This window comes from Trinickia sp., from assembly GCF_051954495.1.
In the GTDB taxonomy this organism is placed as follows: Bacteria; Pseudomonadota; Gammaproteobacteria; order Burkholderiales; family Burkholderiaceae; genus Trinickia.
The window spans coordinates 22,086-44,500 of the sequence record NZ_JBQCHR010000149.1; the positions used below are offsets into that span (position 1 = coordinate 22,086).

The 22,415-nt window shown below is 63.4% G+C and carries 17 protein-coding genes and 1 pseudogene; 10 read left to right on the top strand and 8 right to left on the bottom strand.

The features are described 5' to 3' along the window. Window positions 1–11: 11 nt before the first annotated feature. Window positions 12–896, top strand: coding sequence for an amidohydrolase family protein (locus ACTHNR_RS20095; protein ID WP_440549418.1), 885 nt, complete (start codon window positions 12–14; stop codon window positions 894–896). A 156-nt stretch (window positions 897–1,052) separates the two neighbouring features. Further along, window positions 1,053–2,213 (top strand): porin, encoded by a 1,161-nt coding sequence (locus tag ACTHNR_RS20100; RefSeq protein ID WP_440549434.1) that lies wholly within the window; start codon window positions 1,053–1,055, stop codon window positions 2,211–2,213. Here ACTHNR_RS20100 and ACTHNR_RS20105 read toward each other — a convergent pair. Genes ACTHNR_RS20105 through ACTHNR_RS20115 form a run of 3 tightly spaced genes read right to left on the bottom strand, consistent with a single transcriptional unit; the run spans window position 2,210 to window position 6,508 of the window. Then, window positions 2,210–2,923, bottom strand: a complete 714-nt coding sequence (locus ACTHNR_RS20105; protein ID WP_440549419.1) for a DUF1266 domain-containing protein — start codon at window positions 2,921–2,923, stop codon at window positions 2,210–2,212. The two genes, ACTHNR_RS20100 and ACTHNR_RS20105, sit on opposite strands and share 4 nt — an antisense overlap. 13 nt (window positions 2,924–2,936) lie before the next feature. After that, entirely contained in the window at window positions 2,937–4,154 is a 1,218-nt protein-coding gene (locus ACTHNR_RS20110) for a hypothetical protein (RefSeq protein WP_440549420.1), read from the bottom strand. Beyond that, window positions 4,151–6,508 carry a tetratricopeptide repeat protein gene (locus tag ACTHNR_RS20115; RefSeq protein ID WP_440549421.1) on the bottom strand — a complete coding sequence of 786 codons (2,358 nt, stop codon included), beginning with the start codon at window positions 6,506–6,508 and terminating at the stop codon, window positions 4,151–4,153. Before ACTHNR_RS20115 ends, ACTHNR_RS20110 begins: the two co-directional genes overlap by 4 nt. A 205-nt stretch (window positions 6,509–6,713) precedes the next feature. On the opposite strand from ACTHNR_RS20115, the pseudogene ACTHNR_RS20120 reads away from it, so the two are divergent. The 4 genes and pseudogenes from ACTHNR_RS20120 to ACTHNR_RS20135 all read left to right on the top strand — a co-directional run. Continuing rightward, a pseudogene (locus ACTHNR_RS20120) lies at window positions 6,714–6,848 on the top strand (alpha/beta fold hydrolase); the annotation flags it as partial. Window positions 6,849–6,966: 118 nt separating this feature from the next. Next, window positions 6,967–8,598 carry an HAL/PAL/TAL family ammonia-lyase gene (locus ACTHNR_RS20125; protein ID WP_440549422.1) on the top strand — a complete coding sequence of 544 codons (1,632 nt, stop codon included), beginning with the start codon at window positions 6,967–6,969 and terminating at the stop codon, window positions 8,596–8,598. Window positions 8,599–8,612: 14 nt separating this feature from the next. After that, a complete protein-coding gene (locus ACTHNR_RS20130) occupies window positions 8,613–9,263 on the top strand; it encodes a GntR family transcriptional regulator (protein WP_440549423.1) in 651 nt (216 codons plus the stop codon). 423 nt (window positions 9,264–9,686) lie between these two features. Then, the gene (locus ACTHNR_RS20135; RefSeq protein WP_440549424.1) at window positions 9,687–9,998 is read left to right on the top strand and encodes a hypothetical protein; all 312 of its coding nucleotides are present in this window, start codon (window positions 9,687–9,689) and stop codon (window positions 9,996–9,998) included. Window positions 9,999–10,102: 104 nt separating this feature from the next. Here ACTHNR_RS20135 and ACTHNR_RS20140 read toward each other — a convergent pair whose 3' ends face one another. Next, window positions 10,103–10,678, bottom strand: coding sequence for a chorismate mutase (locus ACTHNR_RS20140; protein ID WP_440549425.1), 576 nt, complete (start codon window positions 10,676–10,678; stop codon window positions 10,103–10,105). Window positions 10,679–11,047: 369 nt separating this feature from the next. On the opposite strand from ACTHNR_RS20140, the gene ACTHNR_RS20145 reads away from it, so the two are divergent. Next, window positions 11,048–11,389, top strand: a complete 342-nt coding sequence (locus ACTHNR_RS20145; protein WP_440549426.1) for a hypothetical protein — start codon at window positions 11,048–11,050, stop codon at window positions 11,387–11,389. 196 nt (window positions 11,390–11,585) lie between these two features. Further along, a complete protein-coding gene (locus tag ACTHNR_RS20150; RefSeq protein ID WP_440549427.1) occupies window positions 11,586–11,900 on the top strand; it encodes a hypothetical protein in 315 nt (104 codons plus the stop codon). A gap of 35 nt (window positions 11,901–11,935) precedes the next feature. Here ACTHNR_RS20150 and ACTHNR_RS20155 read toward each other — a convergent pair whose 3' ends face one another. The 3 genes from ACTHNR_RS20155 to ACTHNR_RS20165 form a co-directional block, all read right to left on the bottom strand. Beyond that, window positions 11,936–14,224 (bottom strand): TonB-dependent siderophore receptor, encoded by a 2,289-nt coding sequence (locus tag ACTHNR_RS20155; protein WP_440549428.1) that lies wholly within the window; start codon window positions 14,222–14,224, stop codon window positions 11,936–11,938. A gap of 362 nt (window positions 14,225–14,586) precedes the next feature. Beyond that, window positions 14,587–15,330, bottom strand: a complete 744-nt coding sequence (locus tag ACTHNR_RS20160) for an energy transducer TonB (RefSeq protein ID WP_440549429.1) — start codon at window positions 15,328–15,330, stop codon at window positions 14,587–14,589. A 130-nt stretch (window positions 15,331–15,460) separates the two neighbouring features. After that, on the bottom strand, window positions 15,461–16,438 hold the full coding sequence (locus ACTHNR_RS20165; RefSeq protein WP_440549430.1) for a FecR family protein: 978 nt from the start codon (window positions 16,436–16,438) through the stop codon (window positions 15,461–15,463). Window positions 16,439–17,463: 1,025 nt separating this feature from the next. Between ACTHNR_RS20165 and ACTHNR_RS20170 the strand changes: the two genes are divergently transcribed. Both ACTHNR_RS20170 and ACTHNR_RS20175 read left to right on the top strand, forming a co-directional pair. Further along, on the top strand, window positions 17,464–18,243 hold the full coding sequence (locus ACTHNR_RS20170) for a ShET2/EspL2 family type III secretion system effector toxin (protein ID WP_440549435.1): 780 nt from the start codon (window positions 17,464–17,466) through the stop codon (window positions 18,241–18,243). Between the two features lie 311 nt (window positions 18,244–18,554). Further along, on the top strand, window positions 18,555–19,964 hold the full coding sequence (locus ACTHNR_RS20175; RefSeq protein ID WP_440549431.1) for a hypothetical protein: 1,410 nt from the start codon (window positions 18,555–18,557) through the stop codon (window positions 19,962–19,964). A gap of 54 nt (window positions 19,965–20,018) precedes the next feature. Here the strand turns inward: ACTHNR_RS20175 and ACTHNR_RS20180 are convergent, their stop codons facing one another. Further along, window positions 20,019–22,256, bottom strand: a complete 2,238-nt coding sequence (locus ACTHNR_RS20180) for a hypothetical protein (RefSeq protein WP_440549432.1) — start codon at window positions 22,254–22,256, stop codon at window positions 20,019–20,021. Window positions 22,257–22,415 lie beyond the last annotated feature (159 nt).

Consider the following 22,415-nt stretch of genomic DNA (forward strand, 5'->3'; position numbering starts at 1 on the left):
GAATCGCGAACATGCCTGCATCACTGACCCAACCACCGGACCCATGTCCCAAGACGCCAAAGCTTAGGCTGCCTGCCGGCTCCATCGATACGCACATTCATCTCTTCGGCCCGGCGGCTCAATATTCGTTTCATCCCGACAGCAAATACATTGCCGCCGACGCGCTGCCCGAGACGCAGATTGCCCAGCAGGACATCCTAGGCCTTGCCGGCGCGGTGGTCGTGAGCGGGGGCGGCTACGGTCAGAACAGCCGGCACCTGGAGCATGTGTTGGAAAACTTTGGCGAGCGTTTTCGCGGCGTCGCGTTGCTGCCGGACGATGCCGATGCCGCGCACGTCGGGCGGCTCGACCGGCTCGGCGTGCGGGGCGCCCGCTTCGTCGGATCGGCTCATCGAGGTGCGCTGCCGCGGCTGTCGCCCCGCATCGCCGCGCTGATAGCCGAATTCGGCTGGCATGTGCAGTTCTATCCGGGCCCCGACGATCTGCTGGAAAAAGCGCAGGCGCTGCTCGATTTGCCGGTGCCGGTCGTGCTCGATCATTTCGCCTGCATTCCAGCAGAGGGTGGGGTCGACCAGCCTGCGTTCACCGCGTTGCTGAAGATGCTCGACACCGGCCGCATCTGGGTCAAGCTGTCCGGCCCGATGCGCTGCACGCCCGGCGACTATCCGTACGCACCGGTCACTCCGCTTGCCCGCGCGCTGGTCGCGCATGCGCCGCAGCGCCTGCTGTGGGGCAGCGACTGGCCGCACGTCAACATGAACGGACGCGGGATGCCCAACGACGGCGATCTCGTCGATCTGCTCAGCGATTGGATCGACGACGCCGACACGCTCGAGCAGATCCTGGTGACGAATCCGCGCGAGGTCTACGGACAGTTCGGCAACGCACGGCAGTAAAGCCGAGCATCACAACGCTCACGACGATGGCCGCAGATCGGCTGCTCGCCTAGTTTGGCCTTTCGCATTGCGTTTCTTGCCGCGGCGATTTTCCTATCCCGCGCTCACTACCCATTTGTAACCGAAGCAAAAAACAATCAGTCCGGAGACAATTCAATGAAATCTATCATCATGTGCGGTATCGCCGCGTTCGGCATTCCCGCGGTGTGTGCCGCACAAAGTTCGGTCACGCTGTACGGCATCGTGGACACAACGTTGAGCGTCACGAGCAATCAGGGCGGTAAACACAATGTGCAGATGATCGACGGCGGACCTGGGCTGAGCCGTTGGGGGCTGCAAGGCAACGAAGACCTCGGCGGCGGGTTGAAGGCGATCTTCAGGCTCGAAAACGGTTTTAATCCCAATAATGGCAACTTGTCGCAGAACGGCCGAATGTTCGGCCGGCAGGCATTCGTGGGTTTGTCGAGCAGCCGCTTCGGGACGCTCAAGGCTGGCCGCATGTATGACGCGATGACAACCTACGTTGGCCCGTTTGGCAGCGCGCAATCCTCGATCGGCTCGATGAGCGGCCACCCCGGCGATGTCGACGATCTGGTCGGGTCTTACCGCATCAACAACTCTGTCTCGTACACGACGCCGGAGCTGCATGGCTTTGCGGCTACCGTGATGGGCAGTCTCGGAGGCCAGGCGGGTTCGGTCTCCACCAACAGCACCTTCAGCGTCGGCTTACGCTACGCGCACGGCCCGTTCGCGGTGGGCGCCGCATACGGCAACTACAACCGTCCGAATACGTCGATGTGGGACGGCACTTCGACCTCGCTCGGCCCACTTCTATTCTCCGCTCCGATTTTCAGCGGCTATGCATCGGCGAATTCGTTGAAGATTGCAGGTGTGGGCGCTGGCTACGACAACGGCGCGGCGAGTGTGAACGTGAACTACACCAACTACCGCTTCAACGGGCTCGGTTCGAACGGGGGGCCTAATCCCATGCATTTCCATGATGGCACGGCGGCATTCAATACCTTCGAACTCAACGGCCGCTACCGTGTGACGCCGGCATTGATGCTGGCGGGCGCCTACCAGTTCACCGACGGTGCGGCCGTCGGCGGTCACGGTGCGCAACACTACAGCCAGTTCAGCATGATCGCCGATTACTTCCTGTCCAAACGCGTCGATGTCTATGCGAGCGCTGCCTACGAACTCGCGAACGGCACCAATTCTCTGGGCGCCCCAGCTGTCGCGGCAATCAACACGGTCACGCCGTCCAGTTCGAATCGCCAGGCGGTGGTGCGGGTCGGTCTGCGCGAGAAGTTCTAATGTGCCTGCGGGCGCCCTGTTGCATGCGCGTTGTTCGGGCGGCCCGGCGCAACAACCGGGCTGAACGCCGCCGGCCCCGGCCACGGCAAACTACGCCAGCCGCGATTTCGCGAGGCAAGCCACGCTGCGAGCGTTTGCTCGTCGAACGGCTTGCCGAACGGATCGGCGCGAAACGCCGCCACCCATTGGCGGCGGCCCTCGATGAATGCCCGCCCGTAATCTTCCCAACTTGCAAAACAATCCTGCGCGCGCTGCGCGTTGAGCAGCAGCACGCGCCATGCGACCTGCGGCTCGAGCCATCCCATCAGCATCGTCATGCGCACCAGAAAGGCCGTGCGCGCGCACGCGAACGCGAGCGCCGCGCGTGGATCGTCGGTCGGCAACAGTTCGTGCAGATCGGTACGGAACCAATGCGACTCGAGGGTGCCCGCAAGATGCGCGCGGGCGTCGTCGCCGCTTGCGTCCGTACGCAAACCCATTTGGTGCAGCAACTGTGGCCGGAACCGGGCGCGCATCGTATCGGTCAGCACGAGGTGGGCCGACACGTGGAAGGTGCCGAACCGCGTCGCGGCGGCAAACGGCTGGGCCAACGCGAGCGCCCAGCGCCGCCGCGCAGGTAATGGTTCAGGGCGCAGTTGCCGGACGAAGCGATACATCCACCAGCCTGCGAACACGATGACGAAGAGGTTGAACCACCACGGCTGGGACATCGTCAGAGCTTCCTCATTCGGTGGATCCGGATGCATCCATTGGATCGACGTCGGCTTCGTGGAATCCGGGCCATTCGATGCCTTCAGTCACGAACGATGCGCTTTCGCCGTGGTTCGCACCGTCGGCCCTGCGCACCGCATAACGGACCGCTGCGGCGCGCGGCGCACGCGCGTGCAGCAAATGTGGCGCACGGGCAGCCACGAACCATTCGACCGCCGGCGTCGGCGCGCGAAGGTGCGAGAACAGTGTCGGGTGGCGCGCGACCAAGCACGCCTGCACGGCCGTGTCCGGAACATGGTCGATGTGCATCCATCCCGCGGGCGTGCGTACGACGCCGATCGCGATGCAGTCGGCCGGCATTGCGTCGTTCGTGCCGAGCGCATTGAGGCAAGCAACGACTTCGTTCACGTAGCGCGCGACGGGTGGCCGGTTTTGCTTGCCTTTCACCTGCTCGATTTCGAGCGCGCCGTCCTCGTGCACGATCGCGCTGATCGTGACGTGCGGTTGCCCGCTCGCATCGCGAAAGCTGATCAGCCGCATACGCTGCGCTTCGATCGCCTGCGCGTAGCGTTCACCGTAACCGCCCTCGAGCGAGCGTCGATCCTCGAACTGTCCGAGGCAATGGCGCATCGCATAGCTTTCGTAGGCCATCTCCGCGCGAAGCAGCGGGCTGTCGTGACGAAACTCGATGAACTGTCCGCCCGGCAAATCGAGCAGCGAGCGGACCGCCTCTGGCCTGCTTTCACGCCAGCCACGCTCGACGCGGGCCGCGATCCGCGCATGCTCTTGCTCCCATACCGCCAGCGCCTGCGGACAGTTGACGCGATCGAGCTTTCCGGCGAGCGAGGTACCGACGCGCGATTCGAGAAACTCGACGATGCGCGCTTCGAGCGCGAGCAATGACGGATCGGCCGGATCGACCCAGACGACCGGGGCGAGCTCCGTAGCCGGTTGACCGCCGCGCGCGTCGGCCGCGTCGCCGAAACGGGCGACGACCCACGCGGGCACCGGAGCCGGCGCAAGCGTGCGGCGTGCATCGTCGAGCGATGCGATCGCGCGCGCCGGCTCGAAGTTGGCAACGACGTGGCGGTAGAAATGATTGAGCAGCCACGCACGGATGTCGTCGCCGTCGCCGCGTGTGCGGCTGCGCGCGGCGATGCCCGCTTTCAATTCACCGGCATTGAGCGCATTGCGCGGCGCGTAGCCGAGCCTGACCGTTGGGGTGTTCAACGCCAAAACCTCCATCGACGCTTGCGCGCAGATTCACCCTGCATTTGCGCGACGGTTTCATCGGGATATGACGCCAGAAGCGTTTCGATATTTTGGGTGTCGATGCGTTCGTGCTCGGGCCGCGCGGCGTTCATGCTCAACACGCGCTCGTACCATGCGCGCGCTTCGGGATAGCGTTGCAGGTCGTACAGCGTCGATGCGGCATTCCAGACGATCCAGGGGTCGTTGCTCGCCTCGAGCTGAGTCCGCAGGCTTTCCCAAAGCGACGTCGCTTCGTTCGGCCGCCTGGCGGCCAGCTCCAACGCAACGATTAGGCGTGCGCCGAGCGCTTCTAGCGGGAGTCGGGCTTCGTCGACACGCTCCTTTTTCCGTTGCCATGTCACGAGCCGTTCGAGCCAGATCAGGATTTCATCTTCGCGCTCGAGCTTCGAGAGCGACCTGACGACATTCCGAACGAACCAGTTCGGCGAGTAATCGCCGAAGCCGTGCTCGATCGAGAAATGCCAGAGCTGCTCGGCCGTGTCGACCGCCTCCGCGTGCTCGCCGCTTGTTCGCAACGCACTCATCAAGCTGGCGTAGTGATCGGCGAAAGGACTTGCGTCGATGCCGCGCCGATGTAGTTCGATCGCCTCCGAGTGGCGTCCGTCGTGCGTATAGCGGATGCCGAGATTGTTGCAAAGCATCGAGTAAAGTTGCGCGCAGCCGTCGTACGGGTGCCCCCTCCCCGTTTCGAGAAAGCGTTCCATGCGCGCGAGACCTTGCTCATAGGCGGCGATCTTGAACCGCTGCAGTTCGACGCGTACGTCGGCGCGCGACGGCGCCGGCACGCCTTCTAGGAAGGCGTCGTCGTCTTCATCGAGTCCGGCTGCATACCGGTAGAAAGCCCTTCCGCTCGCGAGCGCCGGTAGCGGAAACCGGATTGCGGCGGCCAGGCCGAGTGACTGCTGGCGGGCGACGAAAAGCGCGTAATGCGAACGGTCGTCGTTCATTGCGCCTTGCTCGATGGCCGTCAGCAGGCGGTCGGCCCGCGCGGCGGGGTCGTCGAGCCCGGCGCGAGCGTCGTGCAGCGCGCTCACGCAGGCGATCCAAGGGTGGCCGGGAGCACGCCGCTGCGCGAGCGCGCGGGCCGCCGCGTGGACGGCTTCGTGAAGTGCGTCACCGTGCGTTTCGCCGAACTCGGCGAACAGTTCGCCGTGCGTGGGCGAACGCAGCTTAAGATTCGCCCCGCCAGCCTGGCCGGTCGCGATCAGGCGCTCGAGCAAACGCGCCGTGTCGCAGGCCAGCATCACGCACAGCGGCCACCACACCGACGTGTCGCTGTCGTCGGCAAGTCGCTCGTTGATGATGCGCGACATCGGCGCCCATGTCTGTTCTTCACATTCGTATAGATGGAAGAACGCACGTCGGCCGGCATCGTCCAGCTGTCCGGCTTCGATCAGCCATCGCAGCTCGTATTCGATGAAATCGTCAGTGCCGTCCGACGAAAGGCTGTGACGGGCCAGCTCACAGGCCGCGAGCGCGGCCGCCACGCCATCGCGTGCGTAAGCGGCCCGCGCGGCGAGGCGTGCCAGTCGGATCTCGAATTCGCGACGCCTCGCCAGCGGCCAGCTAGACGTCAGCGCGGCGACGGCACGCTCGATGATCGGAAATCCATGCGGTGCGATCTCGATCAGCGAATCGCCGAGCTGCAGCCAGTCCAGTGCGTTGACCGTCTGGTCCGACGCGGCGCCGGCCAGTGCGGCGAGCGCGATGTCCGCCGCGGCCACCGCGTCGGCGTTGGCTCCTGTTCGCGCTAACGCCCACGCGCGCCGGCGTTGCCGGTCGGCCTCGTCCACCGCGCGTAGCGCCGCGCGTTCGGGGATCGCGGCGCATAGCGCATGGCGCAGCTCGATGGCCGCAAGCGCATGCGCCGGGTGATGGTGTTCGATGCTGTCGAGACCGCCCCAGCGGCGGTAGCGGTCTGCATGAAGGCCAGGCTCTTGCGCGATGACGTTGCGCATTTCGACGAGCGCGTGTGCGATCGCATCGTCTTCCTTCAGGAAGGTGCCGACTTGCAGCCGGTAAAGCGCCAGCGACATTCGGATGTCTGGACGCGCGTCGGGCGCGGCGCTCGCCAGCACGCTCGCGCCGTCGGCATCGAGCACGGTGCGTGCGGCGGCCGTATCGCCGGCGCGCATCCACAGGGCGTGAAGCCGGGCGATTGCCTCGATTGAATGTGCGCGCAACGGTTGGGCGCGCAGCCTCGTAAGCAAATCGTCGGTTTCGCCCCGATCGTTTTCTTCCAGATCGCTTTCAATTCGATCTAGAAATTGATCCAGTTGCCGGCCCGTTACGACACTGGGAATCGGAGCCATTCACTTCTCCACGATTTCTTTTGGAATGGCAATAGATTAACAGCGTCAGCATTGGATCAACACCGTTGCGTAATTCGTCCACTACGTGGGCGACATTACCGGATGGGCTCAACAGGGCTTTATCGGCAAGCGAGCGAACACATGCGGTATGCGCAATCACCGCTGGGTTTTATTTTTGCAGATTTGAATTTGGCTCACTAAATCAACGAACGGTGCGCCGCATCCCCAACCCGCGGCCTACGCCAAGAAGTTCCGAGGCGCGTATCGACATCGCGACATCGGTGGCGTCATCGGTCATAACTTGCCGCAAGAGGCGCCCAAGGCGTTTGCCGACGTCATCGAACCGGAACGCACGCCGGACGTCGATGCGGGCGGCGGCGCACAGTACCCCACTCTTTCCATTGCATGGTCCAGACGTTTTGTAGATAATAGATAAAACGACATCGGAGGAACAACCCATGAGTGAAGCACGTGCGATCGCGCTCACCGGCGACGACCTGAGCATCGACCAAATCATCGACATAGCGCGAAACGGAGCGCAGGTCTGCTTGAGCGACACCGTGCGGACGAACCTTGTGTCCACGCGAAAATTCATCGACGAGAGCTGGCTCGTGGACGACGCTCCGCTCATGTACGCCTTCAACACAGGGGTAGGGGCGCTCAAGAATCAGAGAATTAGCGCGACCGACATCGCACGGTTTCAGCGGAACCTGATCCACTCCCATTCGGCCAGCACGGGCGAACTCATGCCGGACGAAGTGGTCCGCGCAATGATGGCGATCAGAGCCAACACCTTCGCCCGAAATCATTCAGGCATTCGCATCGAGGTGGTCGATCGACTCATTGCCATGTTGAACGCGGGCATTACCCCGGTGATCGCGGCAAAGGGCAGCGTTGGCGCGAGCGGGGATCTCGCGCCTTTGGCCCTCATGAGCGGCGCATTGCTCGGGCTCGAACAATCGAACGTGTCGTACCGGGGCGCCGTGATGAGTGCTCGATCGGCCTTTGAGCAGATCGGATTGGAACCCACTTTCGATGTCGAAGCGAAGGATGCGACGGCGTTGATCAACGGGTCTACCGCATCGTTGGCCTATGCCGTGATCGCGGCATTCGATGCCCGTCGTCTGCTGTCGAACGCCACGATTTCGCTGGCGCTTTCGCTCGAGGCGATGAGAGCGGAGCGCAGCTGCTTCGACGACCGAGTCATGGCGGCAAGACCGCATGCGGGCCAGCGCCGAGTCGCATCGGCCATCAGACGGTTGTTGCAGGGCACATCGCGCTGCACGAACGAGGCGCGCGCCACGTCGATCGATGGCGCCGCAAGTTCGACAGCCGCGCAGCCGCGCATACAGGACGTCTATTCATTCCGTTGCGCTCCGCAAGTCTATGGGCCGGTGCTCGATGCGCTCGACTATATCGACGGGATCCTCGTTACGGAGATGAACAGCGCGACGGACAACCCCCTGATCTTTGCTGCAGACGGCGGCTACGATATCGTCTCGTGCGGTCATTTTCATGGTCAGTACGTGGCTCAGGCGATGGATCTCCTGGCGCTCGTCGTGACCGATCTCAGTGCGATATGCGACCGCCGGAACAATCAACTAATCGATCCCGCCTGCAACTATGGATTGCCCCGGAATATGATCGCGACTGAACCGGGCATCAACACGGGTTTCGCCGTCGTTCAAAGCATGGGCACAGGCCTCGTGCTCGAAAACATGGGCCTTTGCAGCCCCGCGAGCGTGACGAGTCTGCCGGCCAAGGGAAACCAGGAAGACCACATCAGCAACGCTTGTTTCGCCGCCCGGCGCACGCGCACGGTGGTGGAAAACGCACAAGCGGTGGTCAGCGCCGAAATTCTCATAGCGGCACAGGCGCTGGACATCGTCGACCACGCTATGACGGCGTTTCCGTTGGGGCAGGGGGCCAAGGCCGCACTGGAAACGGTAAGATCCGAGGTTCCCGCCATGCTCGGCGACGATCGCTGGGTCTACGACGACGTGGAATCCGTAAGGCGTCTCGTGCGTGACGGCAAACTGATCGGTGCGGTGACGGCCGCCTGCGGTGACATGTGGGCGCCCGCCCCTTAGAGGACAAAACACAAGTGAATGTCGAAAGCTCGGAATCGCTACCCGCGCGCATTGCAACCGCGTTGGCGGAGCAGATCATCCGGGGAACGCTGAAGCCTGGCGATCGCGTTCGCCAAGAAACGGTGGCGACGGAATTCAACGCGAGTCATGTGCCGGTGCGAGAGGCGTTTCGCAGGCTGGAAGCACGCGGCTTGCTCGTCTCGCGCGAGCGCAAGGGCGTGTACGTGCCGCTGCTCGATCAAGCGTCGATCGTCGAGATCACGCGCATGCGCGCGGCGCTCGAAGTGCTCGCGCTGAGGTATGCGATACCGAACTTGACGCAGAACGATATTGCTTTGGCGGAGGCCGCCATAAACGAAGCGGACGGCTGTCAGGATATAAGCGCTTGGGAAGAGGCCAATCGGAACTTCCACTCGAGCTTGTATCGCCCTTGCAATATGCCGCGCCTCTTAGCGAACATCGATGCGCTCCATGAGGCGAGACTTCGATATATGTACGCGACCGCCACGATGGTGGAGTGGGAGGCGAAATCGGCGGAAGAGCATTCGGCGTTGTTGGATGCCATTAGGGCTCGCGATGTGGAGGCGGCCTGTGCTTTGTTGGAAAAGCATATCGACGATGCCGGGGAAATTCTGGTGGCGGCTGTCGGGGCGCTGCAGCCCTGAGCGGATGTTGTTGCCCCGAGAGGTAGGGATGGGGCGCTTTGGGTCTTGTCGCCGGAGCTCGACCGGCTCTTGCTGAATGACACCCTTGCGCAGCGTTTCCAGCACCATCGGGTCGTTGACCCGGCGCCAAAGAAGGGCTGGAACAAGAGCCGGCAATCTTGCCATCGGTGCGGGCGTTGCAGTGCGGGTGATCCGGAAAATCAGACGATGTCCCCTTCCTTCGCAAAGGACTTTGCTCGAGCGGTTTGCTGTCGGATTCGCGTTCCCGCTCATTGCGGATTTGCGCTCTATCGATGAGCGTAATCGGTCCGAGAAAATTGGAAGAACCACCCAAGGGCCGCATTTCCGCATAGTATCGGCCGATCAATGTTTGCCGCTGCCGAATGAAATCCCTCAACGGCTTGCGGCACTCTCACGACCGACATGATGACGATCTCGGATATTCGCCGCCGATTGAGAAGTGCCGACCTCGGGCCACATCCCCCACCGTTTGACAACGGAGGCGGCGGCGGCGATCATGGGGGCATGGAAGCCAGAATCGTAGCCCTTGAAGCGGCCAATTTTGAAACGCGCGATCGGCTTGCAAGGATCGAGACGCGCTTGGATTCCGTCGCCACTCGTGGTGATCTCCACAAGGAGGTCAACGCGCAAACTTGGCGGCTGGTGACGTTCGTTTGTAGCTTCGGTACCGCACTCGTCGCCGCCACGTACTTCGTCGCAGCGCAGTTCCATTAGCCGTTGGCGCCGCAGGTAAGGCGCAGCCCGCGCGCCAAACGCGCTAATAGCTCGGGCCCTGTTCAGCCCGGCGGTTAGACTGGGCCCCGGGCGTTATCTCTTTATCAATCGACCCGGCACAAGCCAGCCATCGCGCGATCGAGCGCGAGCACCGGCAGATCGGCGGGATCGAACTGATGCTCGAATGCATAGCGGCCAACCGCACCCGCCACCTCGCGTGCACATTCCGTGTTGTTCAGCACCGAATTCGCATCCACGAGCTGGGCGATCATCGTCGTCTGCAGACGGTCGAGTTCGGGGCGGATTGTCCGACCCAGGTCAATCGGCTTGTGCGGCGGCGCCGAGCCGGCCCGTCTCCATCTGGCGAGCAACTCGTACTGCACGAGCTTGTTCGCTTCAATTTGCGCCCTGAAAAATCGCGTTACGTCAGCGGCGGCCAGATTCGCATGCTGACCTTCGGTAACGGCGTGCGCGATGACGGCGCTTTCGCGTGCCGGGTCCTCGACGCTTGTGCCGCTGTCCCACTTCGACAGCGCAACTTCTTCGCCGATTCCGAGCCGCTGCGCAGCGCTTTCGACGAGCGGGCGCAGCGGATCTTTGGCGTCTGCCGCGTGTGCAGCTTGCATGCCGAACGCGACGCAGGCCGCAGCTAGAACCACCTTCAAACGGGAAAGTATCATTTATATCGAAAGCTATCGTTGATGAAATTGAAAGGAAATTAAATATCGAATCAATATAAATAATTTTTAGTGTATGGGAAAGCATTATTTTCAGTGATGTCAAATGCGTTAAGAGCGCTCATCTTTCTCGATGTTTCAAACGATTCGTTATCGACAAGCTGAACCGGTGGTTCACGGCGTTTTCTCGGACCGATGCCGAACTGGGCGTGCCTGCATCCGTATCCCTTATGGGTTTATCAGGAAATCCTGACGGTCGATTCATCCTTTTCGGTCCGTACATCATGATGATCACGCATTAAAATCAGCTCGGAGCAGGTCCAACCCACGTTGAGTGAACGCAACGGCCGACGTAAACGAAATATAGGAAGATTGGTGGCGAAGCAAAACCGTCTGGGGGATGAACTGCTAAGGCGCGACGATTATGAGAGTTTCGACGAGCTCAGAGCAGCGATTGCCGAGCTGTGCGCAGCGCATAGCAACGCCATCGTTCAGCACGGCACATGGATGTTGGTCGCGGGCGAGATGCTCGCTTCGATCGCAGCGCATTTGCCGGCGCAGACGCGTTCCGACGTCGAACGTACGTTTCGTCAACGGATCGAGCGGCTACTCGCGCTCGGTGACGACGACGGTTTGCCCAGCATCTATGCAACAGAACTGGTGAAGGAAGTGAACCGATATCTGACCGCACTTGCACCGAACACATCGGCTTGAGCATTGACAATCGGTGCGACGAGTCCCCTGTAGCGCCAGCGTTCCCCACGCGTCATTGCGTTGGTGCTCATTAGGCCGTCGATCGACGGCCTTTTTTTCGTGCGCCCGTTTTGGCATGCCGATCGCGCTTCGCCAGCGTGTTCGACATTTCGTTTCATAGCCGGGCAGCGCGAGACCGTTTGCGGACAATCGTTGCATGGCTGAACAAAACTGCAATCGGGAGAACATCCGGGTGATTTTCGAGAACAACGAACCGTCCGACGCATGGGATGCGCCGGACGAAGCATTCAACGTGTCCGTGCCGATTTCGATGGTCCAGCACGCGTCCGGCGACATCGACATCGTCGTGATCGACTTAATGCAGCGGGACGAAACCGAGTACTTTGCCGAGCGCCGAATCCGCTTCAGCGCGCAAGCGGCAATCCAGCTTCTCGACGCCATAAGCGGGGCTGTCCAAAGCAAGCACGTCCTGTTCGGCGATGAGCGCCCTGAGAGGGCGACACTGCACTAGCGATAGCGCCGTCATGTCCGTGCAAGACGGTATGTTCAGCTCAGATCGAATGTCGTGGTCAATGTGACGCTGCGGCCCGGCAGCACGGGAACGGCGATCGCGTGCATCGATGCGCCGTACAGGCGCCGATCGAATACATTCCTCATGCCTAGCTGCGCGGACCAGTGCTTGGCGCGATAGAAGATAGTCGCATCGACGCGCGCGTCGCCCGGCAGCGTATAGCCCGGCATATCGGTCGGCTCGCGCGAATGGCAAAAGATGCCGCCGCCCACGCTCCAGCCGCGCGATGGGTCGTGGCTGAACGCGTAGGTGGACCACAGGCTTGCGCTGCGCGCCGGGATCCCGGGGGAACCTGTATCGCCGCTGTCCGCGTTCGCGCTCGCCACGGTGAGCGTACCGATCACGTTCCAACCTGGTAGCGCTTCTCCTTGCACATCGAACTCGAACCCTCGACTGTGCTGGCCCGGCGCCTGAGACGCATAGAGCGGATTCGCCGGGTCGACGCCGATCGAAAAGTCGTTGCGTACGCGATAGACAGCCGCTGTCGCATACAGCTTGTCGTCGAGTAAATCGAATTTCACGCCCGTCTCAATCTGCTCGCTGCGCATCGGCGGCAAACCTGTGCCGCTCGACGTCTGGTTGCCCAGCGATTGATCGAACCCGTGCAGCCAATTGGCGTAGAGCGTCGCGGACGACGTCAGCCGGTAGCTGACGCCGAGATTCGGCGTCCAGGCGTTGTTGTGCTGACTGAACTGATTGAGCTGATCGGAGAACAGGACGTTCGTGTGCCGCAGCGAGGCCAGCACGCGAAGGCGCGATCCGAATGCTAGTTGCGCCTGCACATAGGTGCTCCATTGCCTCGAATCATAAGAAGAGAACGGCATGAGAGGGCCGCCCGGGACGGTTTGCAACGGCTGCGGCGTATAGAGGTTCTGCAGCGAAAAGTTATCGGGCGCTTGATCGTTGGCGTAGCCGAACCGCCAGAAATCCAGCCCTGCGAGCAGCGTACCGGACACCCCACCCAGCTTGAACTTGCGTACCAGTTCGCTCGCCACCGTGGCCTCGTGCTGGACCGTGCGGGCATGGATTGCATCGAGTCCCACGTCGCCGGCGGAGTCGAATACGGCTAGCGGCAGGTCCCAAAACGTATCGGTCTCATAGCGCAGCAGCCGCGCTCGCGCGCGCACGCTCCAACCATCGCCGAACGAGTGCTCGGTGAGCAGGTGCACCTCGGTGATTTCATTGGAGATGTAGTCGCTCGGCGCGCTGACCGGTGTGAGTGGCGTATCGGGCAGCGGATTGCCGTCGGGTCCGCCGACCGTATACGGCAGGATCGGCAAACGATTGCGGTAATGCTCGACGCCGAGCGTGATGTCGGTTGCGGAATCGCGATAGCGCAGCGACGGCGCCAGATAAAACTCGCGTTTTCCGTCGTAGCCGCCGTAGTTGCGGTTGTCCAATTCGCCGGCCGCCACGAATCGGTAGCCCAAATGCGAAGCGTCGCCGAACGTGCCGGCTAGGTCGACGCTTGCCCTGCGCTGGCCGTTCGAGTCGATCTGCGTCGCGAGCGTGCGCTGTGTCTTGAACTCCGGCTTCTTCGTGATCAGATTGACGATGCCGCCTGCAGGCACGCCCCCCGCGATCAACGTGACAGGCCCCTTGACCACTTCGACGCGTTCGATTCCCTCGAGCGGCGGATAGGCCATCGCTTCGTAGAGCATGCCGTCGGCCAGCAGCGATGTCGTTTGGAAGCCGCGCACCTTGACGTCGTAGTCCGAGCTATTGAAGCCGTAGAACGGCGTGGCGCCGCTCACATTGGCGAGCGCGTCGGCAACGGTCGCGGCTTGTTGAGTGGCGATCACTTCCTGGCTGACGGCCCCGACAGATTGCGGCACGTCCGAGAGCGCCATGTCGGTGCGCGTGGCTGTCGACGAACGCTCGACGACGAAGCTGTGCCGAGTTGCGTCGTCGTCGTCGGCACGGGCCCGCACATCGATGTTGGGGAGCACATGGTCCGTCGCCGATTCGGCGCCCGGCTCGCCAGCCGTTTCGGCGCGGCGCAGCGTGAGCGTGCCGCCCGCCATCTCGATCAGTTCGAGGTGGCTGCCGGCAAGCGCGTTGGCGAGCGCCTCTTTTGCCGTCATCGTGCCGTCGATCGGGGGAGCCGAGAGGCCGCGCGTGAGTGACGCGTTGAACGAGAGGACGACGTGCCCGAGCTTCGCGATCTGCAGGAGCACCTTGTCGAGTTGGCCGGCCGCCACATGAAACTCGATGGGCGGCGCATCCGCGGCCCAGGTATGCGGCGTGGCAGTCGAACACCCCATGGCCATTGCAAGCCATGCCCAACGCGCGCGCGAAACGCGCCCCATTCCCGCCATTACATTGATCTCGACTAAAGCACGGTCGACACTATCGCTTCCGTTAGCGCGATGCGAATCCGGTGCGGTTACTGTTTAGAAAAAAAACGCGCTCGATGTCTGCGCGCCGGTTTCGGATGAAGCGGCCAAAATAGCGATTTATCGGGGTTCGCGGGTGTCAGAAGGGGCTGATTGTCGCGTCAGGGTTTTCTGACCGCGTGGCTGACGACCGTGCACGGGGCCGCATCGGTGGCGAGCGCGTCGATCGCAGGCATACGAAATTCACGACGATCCCTTCGTGGCGAGCGGGCTGAGACGTCTGTCCGCCCTCATGGCTGGGTGAGCTCGAAATCGATCGATTGGACGACGCTTACCGGCACGGCCTCCCCGCGCTCCATATACGGCTCGCAGGCGGCGCTGCGTACCGCGTCGAGCGCGGCCGCATCGAGGTCGGCAAAGCCGGTGCCTTGCTCGACGCTCACGGCCGTCGGGCGTCCGTCGGTATCGAGCGTCATGCGCACCGTGGCCGTGCCTTCCTCTTCGAGCCGTCGTGCTCGGGCCGGATACGACGGTGTCGGAATCCGGCAGACCACCTCATCGGATCGCTTGATCGCGGGGCGGGCGCTGAATCGCGCCGCGTCCGCCGCGGTCGGCGCTTTCCCGGCGTTAGCAGCAGCGGCACCGGGCGTGCTGGCGGCGCCGGCCGTTGCGGCAGCCGGCTCGGCTAGCGCGATTTCTCGCGGCGCAGCGGCGTGCGGCGCCGCCGTAGGCGACTCGGTTGGCGCAGGCTTGCGCGAAATCGCACGGCGTTGGGACGGCGACACGTGCGGATTGACCGAGGCATGGGATGGGGGACCGGCGGGCGCCGGCCGATCGATCGCAGACGGTGCGGCGAGCAAGGTGACTTCGAGCGGCCCGGACGGCGCGACGGCGTGTGCTTCGCGCAGACCGGATACACCCGAGCGCACGGCGTGGGTATGGACTGCAAACAGCGCGAGATGCGCCAAGACGACGAATAGGACGACGCCGGCTGTCCGCGCGTTCGAGTTGGGCTCGGCCGGAGGAGGCTGCATCGCTGGGGGGCGGACCGTACTCGTCATCTCTATCGATTGCTTGGTCGGTGCGCGTTTGCGCCCCGGCATTCGCGGGCAAAATCTTTTCAACGGCCGGTTATCTTAGGCGGGGTATCGAGCGTGACGGCATTCAGGCGTGTTCGACGAGCACGAGATAACCCGCGTAGCGGCTGATCTGAAGGGGCAGCGTATGGGCAAGCGCATCGAGCGCGCGCACCGGTTGGTCGAGCGGCAGCACACCCGTGACCGGGAGCGAGGCCGCATCGTCCGCCACTCGGATTACCCCCGGGAAATAGGGACGCAGGCGCTCGACGACGACGCCGAGCGGCATTTCGTCGACTTGCAGCTGGCCCGACGTCCACGAGGTCTCGAACGCGGCGCTTTCGCGCAGAGGCTCGATCCGCTGCCTGCCGGCTCGAGCAGTACGGCCCGGCGCAAGCGTCATGGCGTCGCCGCCGGCCACGGAGATCTGCAGCGGCGTGTCGAGCGCCGCGACGTGCAGCCACTGCCCTTCCGTGCGCACCGAGAATGAACCGGCATGCGCGCGCACGCGACGGTTGCCGTTGCGAACCACGAACGGACGGGCATCGCGATTTGCCACTCTGACGAGCGCCGCCCCGTTGCGTAGGACCAGCCCGCGCGCTTCGTTGTTATAGGCCAGGTCGAGCGCGCTGCGCGCGCCAAGCGTGACGGTGGAACCATCGGCGAGCATCGTCTCCTTGCGCTCGCCCGTGTTGGTGTGGATATCCGCTGTCCACTGGCCGATCGGCGTCAGCCTATCGACGATCGCGCCGGCGCCGAGGGCGATCGCCCCGAACGAAAGCGCGCCGCGCACGAGCTTGCGGCGCGAGGGGGCAGGCAGCTTCGCATCGCCGACGGCGCGGCGCGGTACGCCGGCTGGGGTGGGCGGTAGGAGCGCACCGAGCGATGCCTCCACGTGCGCCAGCGCCTTCGCATGGGCGGGATCGGCCTTGCGCCATGCGTCGAAGTGCTGACGATCGCGTTCCGTGGCATCGCCCGAACGCAGCAGCACCATCCATCGAATTGCGGCGCTGATGGCTTGCTCGGTCTCGTTGGCGCCTGTGCTGAAAGCTGTGTTCTGGGCCATATCGTCGATTACCGGAGCGAAGCCAGACAGCACGCGTGCGTCGCCTGGGAGAGATAGTCTGGGACTGTTCGTTTCGACACGCTGGGCCGCTCGGCGATTTCGGCGTGCGTCATGTTGCAGAGTAAGGGAACGAAAAAGTCCTATCAATCAGGGAAATGGAGGGGTAGACGGCCACCGGAGGCGGAAGACTAAACGAAAATCATGTCAATAGTATGACAATGCGAAACATGCGGCGAAGTCAAAGACCGGCTGACTACGCTTGCATTCAGCGCTCGCCCACCGCTCGCATAGCGAGTGGGCGACTAGTCGCTTCGCTGCCGGCCCGCCGTTTTCGCTCCGTTGCGCAGGCGTCGGCCGCCGCGCTTGATACCTTGCGACCCGTTGCGCCCTACTCGGGGCCGAACAAAGCCCGCGCAAGGAGCGATTTCCCATGCCACTGCGGCCCATCTCCGCGGTTCATCCCGCCAATGTGAATTCCCACTCGGCCGACGCAACATCGCCGGTCGAGGAGCGAGGTGCGAGGAACGCGGACGATTCGCGCAGCGGGCAGGGCGGCTTCATGCAGGGGGCTGAAAAGCGTCGATGCAAGCGGATTCGCGGGAGAAAAACTGACGTTGCGCGCGCCAAAGCTGACGAAGGTCAAGGTGCCGCCGGCGACGCAGGTGGAGAACCGAACCAATGCAAGCCAAAAAACGCTGGTCAAGCATGTCGTCGCGGGTGAGACGGTCGGCACGAGCACGGCTACCAGCCAAGTCTATCTATCGAAGGGTAAAGCGCGAAGTTCCGACAGCCTGAATGGAGAGGTTGCGTTCCGGGGCCGTCGCGGCGAATTGATCTGGTGCCGGCATATCGCGGTTCGAGAGATTTTGGACGCGCAGCGATTCGACGCGCGGAAGGAACATGGCGTGCCGGCGACGGGACGCACGCTCCGTGAGCTCCTAGACGCGGAACGATCCGACGCCGATCAGGCGCATCGGGGCGTGACAACGCGCCCCCAGAGACGGGCCGATGTCCGTCATAGTTTGATGGGCACGCGCTCGAGAATGAGCCGACACATCGACGTATCGATCGAAACGAGGTACCACGAGATCAAGCAATGCAGCATCGAAAACTATCTGCTGAGCCATGAGAAGTGGGGTCAATTGATCGCGGATCGATTCGCGCACATGCCGAAGCCTGGTCGGGTGAGCCTTTTGTTGGAGACGAACAAGCACGCCATGGCGATGTTTCTTTCCGCAAAGCGGGTAAAAGGTCAACCGCCGGGCACGGACGACATGGAATACGTAGTCGGGTTTTTCGACCCGAACAGCATGTCGGAGCATGTTCGCGTCAAGGAAACGGACTACTCGAAATTCGCCACGCTCAGCATGAAGGATTTCATCCGTGACGCTGACACGCGGGCGTATTACTACGGGCCGGATCGGGAATTCAGAACCGGCGGCCCGGTGACGAGTGTCGCAGCGATACCGAACGACGCATTTATGAAGCAATCGGGCGAACCGCTCTACGCGCCCGGAGGCCATCGATCGGTCAACGTCTACCTCGCGGACCAGGATGTCTCGCACGCCATCAATCGGAAGCATCTCCGGGCCCTGGGCATGCCGGCGCACACAGCGCTCGTCGAGGCCGCCAAGACGCAGCCGCGGGAGCGACGGGCCGACTATCTGCGGAGCATGCGTCCGGCATTCGGTCATTTCGATTTCGAAGACGCGGTCAAGGACCTCGAGCGTGGCGGCGAGCTGGACGGCGACAGTGCGCGCCGGTTGCTGGCAGACCTTGAAAACGGCACTCCGAGCCCGGAGTAGCCGCGCAATCGGTTATTTCCACGTTGGCCACGCGATTTCGCTGAGCGACGTGCATAGGTCATGGTCGCGCGCTCAAACTTCGAGCATCGTTTCTTCCGCCCGCGCATTCGCTTTCGATCATGAGACCCATTGCACCCACCCGCCCGGAAACCCCGGCATCGAATCCGGCCACGTCGCCCGAGGCGCACCCGCTGGAGCCTTCGCCTTCGCCATCGGCGGCGCAATCTTCCCGAGGGGCGCAAGTGCTGCCTCTTGCCACCAGGGCGGCGGCATCGCCCGGCGCGCCAAGACCCCGCTCGGCGATTCCGGGCATGGCGAGCGCCCGAGCGGCCGCTCCCGACTCGGCCATCAAGGAAGTCGTCGCTGCCATCGACAAGGGAAACGCGCCGCGCCTGCGGCAACTGTTGACCATGCTGCCGCATTTGCTGACGCAGCGCACGGCTACGGGCCATACGTTGCTGACTCACGCCGTGTCCACCGGCAATCGAGATGCCGTACACGTCGTCCTTCAAGCGGCCGGCTTGGCGCAAGCGTTGGCTGCGCAACCCGGTACGGATGACGACACCCATTTTCGCCACATCGCGAATCTGCCCGACGCACAAGGACGCACGGCGCTGGCGCATGCCGCGCTCCAGGGCGACGACGCGATCGCGAAGCTGTTCCTTGGTCTGCATGCCGCGCCCGCTTCCGGCGTCAAGGCGCATCTGTTCGACGTCAACCTGCCCGATCGAAACGGCCTGACGCCCCTCAATCTCGCACTCAGGAACATGAACGGAAGGCGAGCGCGCGGGGCGGAACAAGTGGCCCTTGCGATTCTCGAGCGCGACGACGCGTTGCCCGATCTTGCGCCGGGCGGCGAGCGAACGCCGATGCAGCTCGCAATCGAACGAGCCAGTCCTTCCATCGTGAAAGCGATCGGACGACATCCCAATGCGGATCCGAACAGGCTCGACGCCAAGGGAAGAACGCCGTTGTGGCAGGTACTCGAAAAGTGGGAAGACGCCCTGAACTACCACGGGCGCTCATCGCATTGGGAGTCGATGCTGAACGACCTCGTTGCGAATCCGCGGGTCGATCCGCAGGCTCGTCACGCCAATGGGCGAACGCCGCTGACGCATATCGTTCAGCTTCAGCCACAGGCCGGGGCGTTGGCTCATCCCGCTATCGTCGACCTGCATGTCGAATGGTTGAACTCGACGTTGACGGGGGTATTGCACGCCGCCCGCGGCCGCGAGGACTTCGATCTGCGCGCAACCGACGATCATCGGCACAATGCCTTCAGCATTCTAGAAGGGATGGTTCGCGTGATGCCGCGCTATCGGCAACTGCTCGATCTGATGCGTGCGGAGGAACCTCGGCGCAGCGTGATCGGGGCGCTGAACGAACTCGATCGGAAGCGCGCCGCCCTGGGCTCCGCGAGAGAAGCCACGCCTGAGCAGAAAGCGAGAGCACGCAGCTACATCGGCCGAATCGATGAAGCGCGCGCGGCGGCGTTGAATCGGGACGTGCCGAAGGCGAAGGCGATCGCGGCAGATATTCTCGACGCCATCGACGACGACGTCGGCTTTCTGGACGACGGTCGAAGCGACACGGCGCCTGTCCGGCTCCTCGATGGCGACCATGAATCGATCGCACGGCAAATGTTCCAGATCGTTCGGATAGCGGAGTTGCTCGAGGCGGCTGCGCAGGAGGCGAGCACCAGCGGCAACGCCGGCGGCTAACGCGTTTTTGCAGGAATCACCGGTGAGGATGTTTCACCGGTGACGATGCGGGGCTCAGTACGGCGAGACCCACGGATGCAAGTGGCTGATGCGTGCTCCCGTTCCCCGCTCCCATTGGATCGAGTACTGGCTCGTGTTCGTTCTCATTTCGACGATGCCGCTCGCGCTTTTACGCACGCCGACTCCGATCGCGCGGCCGTGATTGCAAAGGGCGTCGATGCGCCCGCCTGCGTAGCCGCTCGCGATCCGTTCAAGCTCGGCTTCGCTACGCGCGAGCAGCGCTGAATGGGGCTTCGACAGCTCGTGATTGGCAATATCGGCGATTGCGCGCAGCAGCCCGGCCCGCGACGAAAACGTCCCCGTGCGCGACAGCGTACCCCCGGACTTGTTCAGGCGCGCCCGCATCTGCTCGGGACTCTGTCCAAAATGAACGTCGATCGCGCGCACGAGCGCTGCCGGCGAGATGATGCGGTGTAGGTCTGGGCTGCGGATCGCCGCGTTCCATCGCGCTTCGAGCTCACCCTCGACGCGCTCGGCTTCGCCGCTGCGCGCGCCACGCTGCTTCGTTTCCTGATGGCGCGAAGCACGGAGTTCGCCGAGCCGGTTCTGGTGGTCGGCCAATTCGCCGTCGATCGCCTCGAGCTCGTCGGCCGCCGACAAATGGCGCGCACTGAGGCTCGCGTAGTGCTCGAACTCGCTTCTGTGCTGCTCGGCGTATCGCGGAATTTCGCCCTGCAGGCGAAGAATCCTCGCTTCGAGCTGTTCGAGATGGGTGCTCGTTCGGCTCGTGCTGGGCATGCCCGGCGCGCCCGGTGCGGTACGCGTTTTCGGCAGTGGCGCGGAGGGTTGGGTCAGCGCCTTTTTCTCAGCTGCGAGTTCAGAAATCCTTGCGGCGTAGTAGCCGTCGAGCTGGGGCGCAACCCGTTGCGCCATCGCTTCTCGGAGCGCGTCGTTGACTTCCAGACTCTTGATGAGATGCCGTTCAAGCGCGCCGACCATCGTGGCGAACGCGTCCTGATGACGATCCAGTCTCGTCGACAATTCGTCGAGCCTCGCCGCGGCCGCTTCGATTTCCGGCTTGCTGAGCACCTGATCGCCGAGCTGAGTGACCGAGGCGTCTCTGCGCAGCGCGCTGTGCATCTGCATGGCCGCTCGTTCGATCTCCCCGCATATACGACGCGTTGTGACTTGTGGCGGCGATTGCCCAATCCAACCCTTCACCTTGTCGATCTGGCCGCGCAGTTTGCCTTGGTGCGCTTCCCTATTCCATAGCCGCAAGCTGTGTCCGAGATCGTAGACGAGCATTTGCTCGACATTGGCGGAGACATGCTCGAGCCCAGTCCCCGACGCAGCGCGCATGAACGCCCGCGCAGCCTCGAGTGGATCCCCGCGGTGCGCCGCGATGAGTTCGAACGCCGTCGTGAGGCTCGCTTGGAACTGCCGATCGCGAAGAGGTCGCGCCGAACGACGCGATGCCTGCGATTCTCCCCGCAGCCATTGAGTGGTTTGCTCGTACAGAGCCGGACTTGCGGCACCGATCAGCGCAGCAGCCTCGGCCGCTTCCCTCAGCGCGGCGCGCTCGGCCATCGTCTTCGCTTCGTTCGCCGCCGTCTCTCGGCTCGCCGACAGCGATTCGATCTGCCGCGAGATCTGTCTCATTCGACCATGGTTGACGTTGGCATCCGCGATAAGGGCGTCCGTGCTGGGACGTGACGGCGTCGTAGCGACCGCCGGCTCCGATGCGGTCGCGGCGTCGTACTCTCGCTGCAGATGCTCGAGCCGCTGCTCTTTGCCGGCCTGTGTCGCGTTCAACTGCTCGACGACCTCGCGCGCTTCGTCGCATTTGGCGCCAAGCACTTGAAGTTTGCCGCTTGCCAGCTCGCGACTCGTGCGCAGCCGCCGGATCGCCTGCGTCAGTTCGGCTTCCGAGAGGGGCGGCGCCGCCTCCGCGTGGGGCTCGGGCGGCGCTTTGAGCGCGGCAAGCTGCGCTTCCAAACGGCCGATGCCGTCCGCGAACGCGACGACGGTTTTCACGTCGTTGCTGCGATTCAGGAGGGTGATCGATGCATCGATCATGGCTGCCCGCGGCGCGGGGCGCGCGCTCGCCAGGCCCCGCGTGGACGGTCCGGCGCCGCCCGCGGTCGATGTGCGCGGCGCGAGATCGCGCAACGGGCCGGGGCTGGTTTCACGGGTGCCGCGTTCTCGCTCGGTCTCGCGGGACTCAGCGGTCGAAGAGGGCGCGCCCGTGCTTTGCGGCGGTACGGGCTGCTGTGTGCCGATTGGCCGAACCATATGCATCCTAAGTCGTGCGAGGGAGGGGGAGGCAGCCTGCCGCTCACGAATCGCATCCCGCGGCTACCCGGCAGCGGGGGGGCGGAAGATGGGCGCCCCCCCCCGGGAGCCAGGCGGACGGCGGTTAAATTTATCCAACCCCCCCCCACCCCGGGGGAA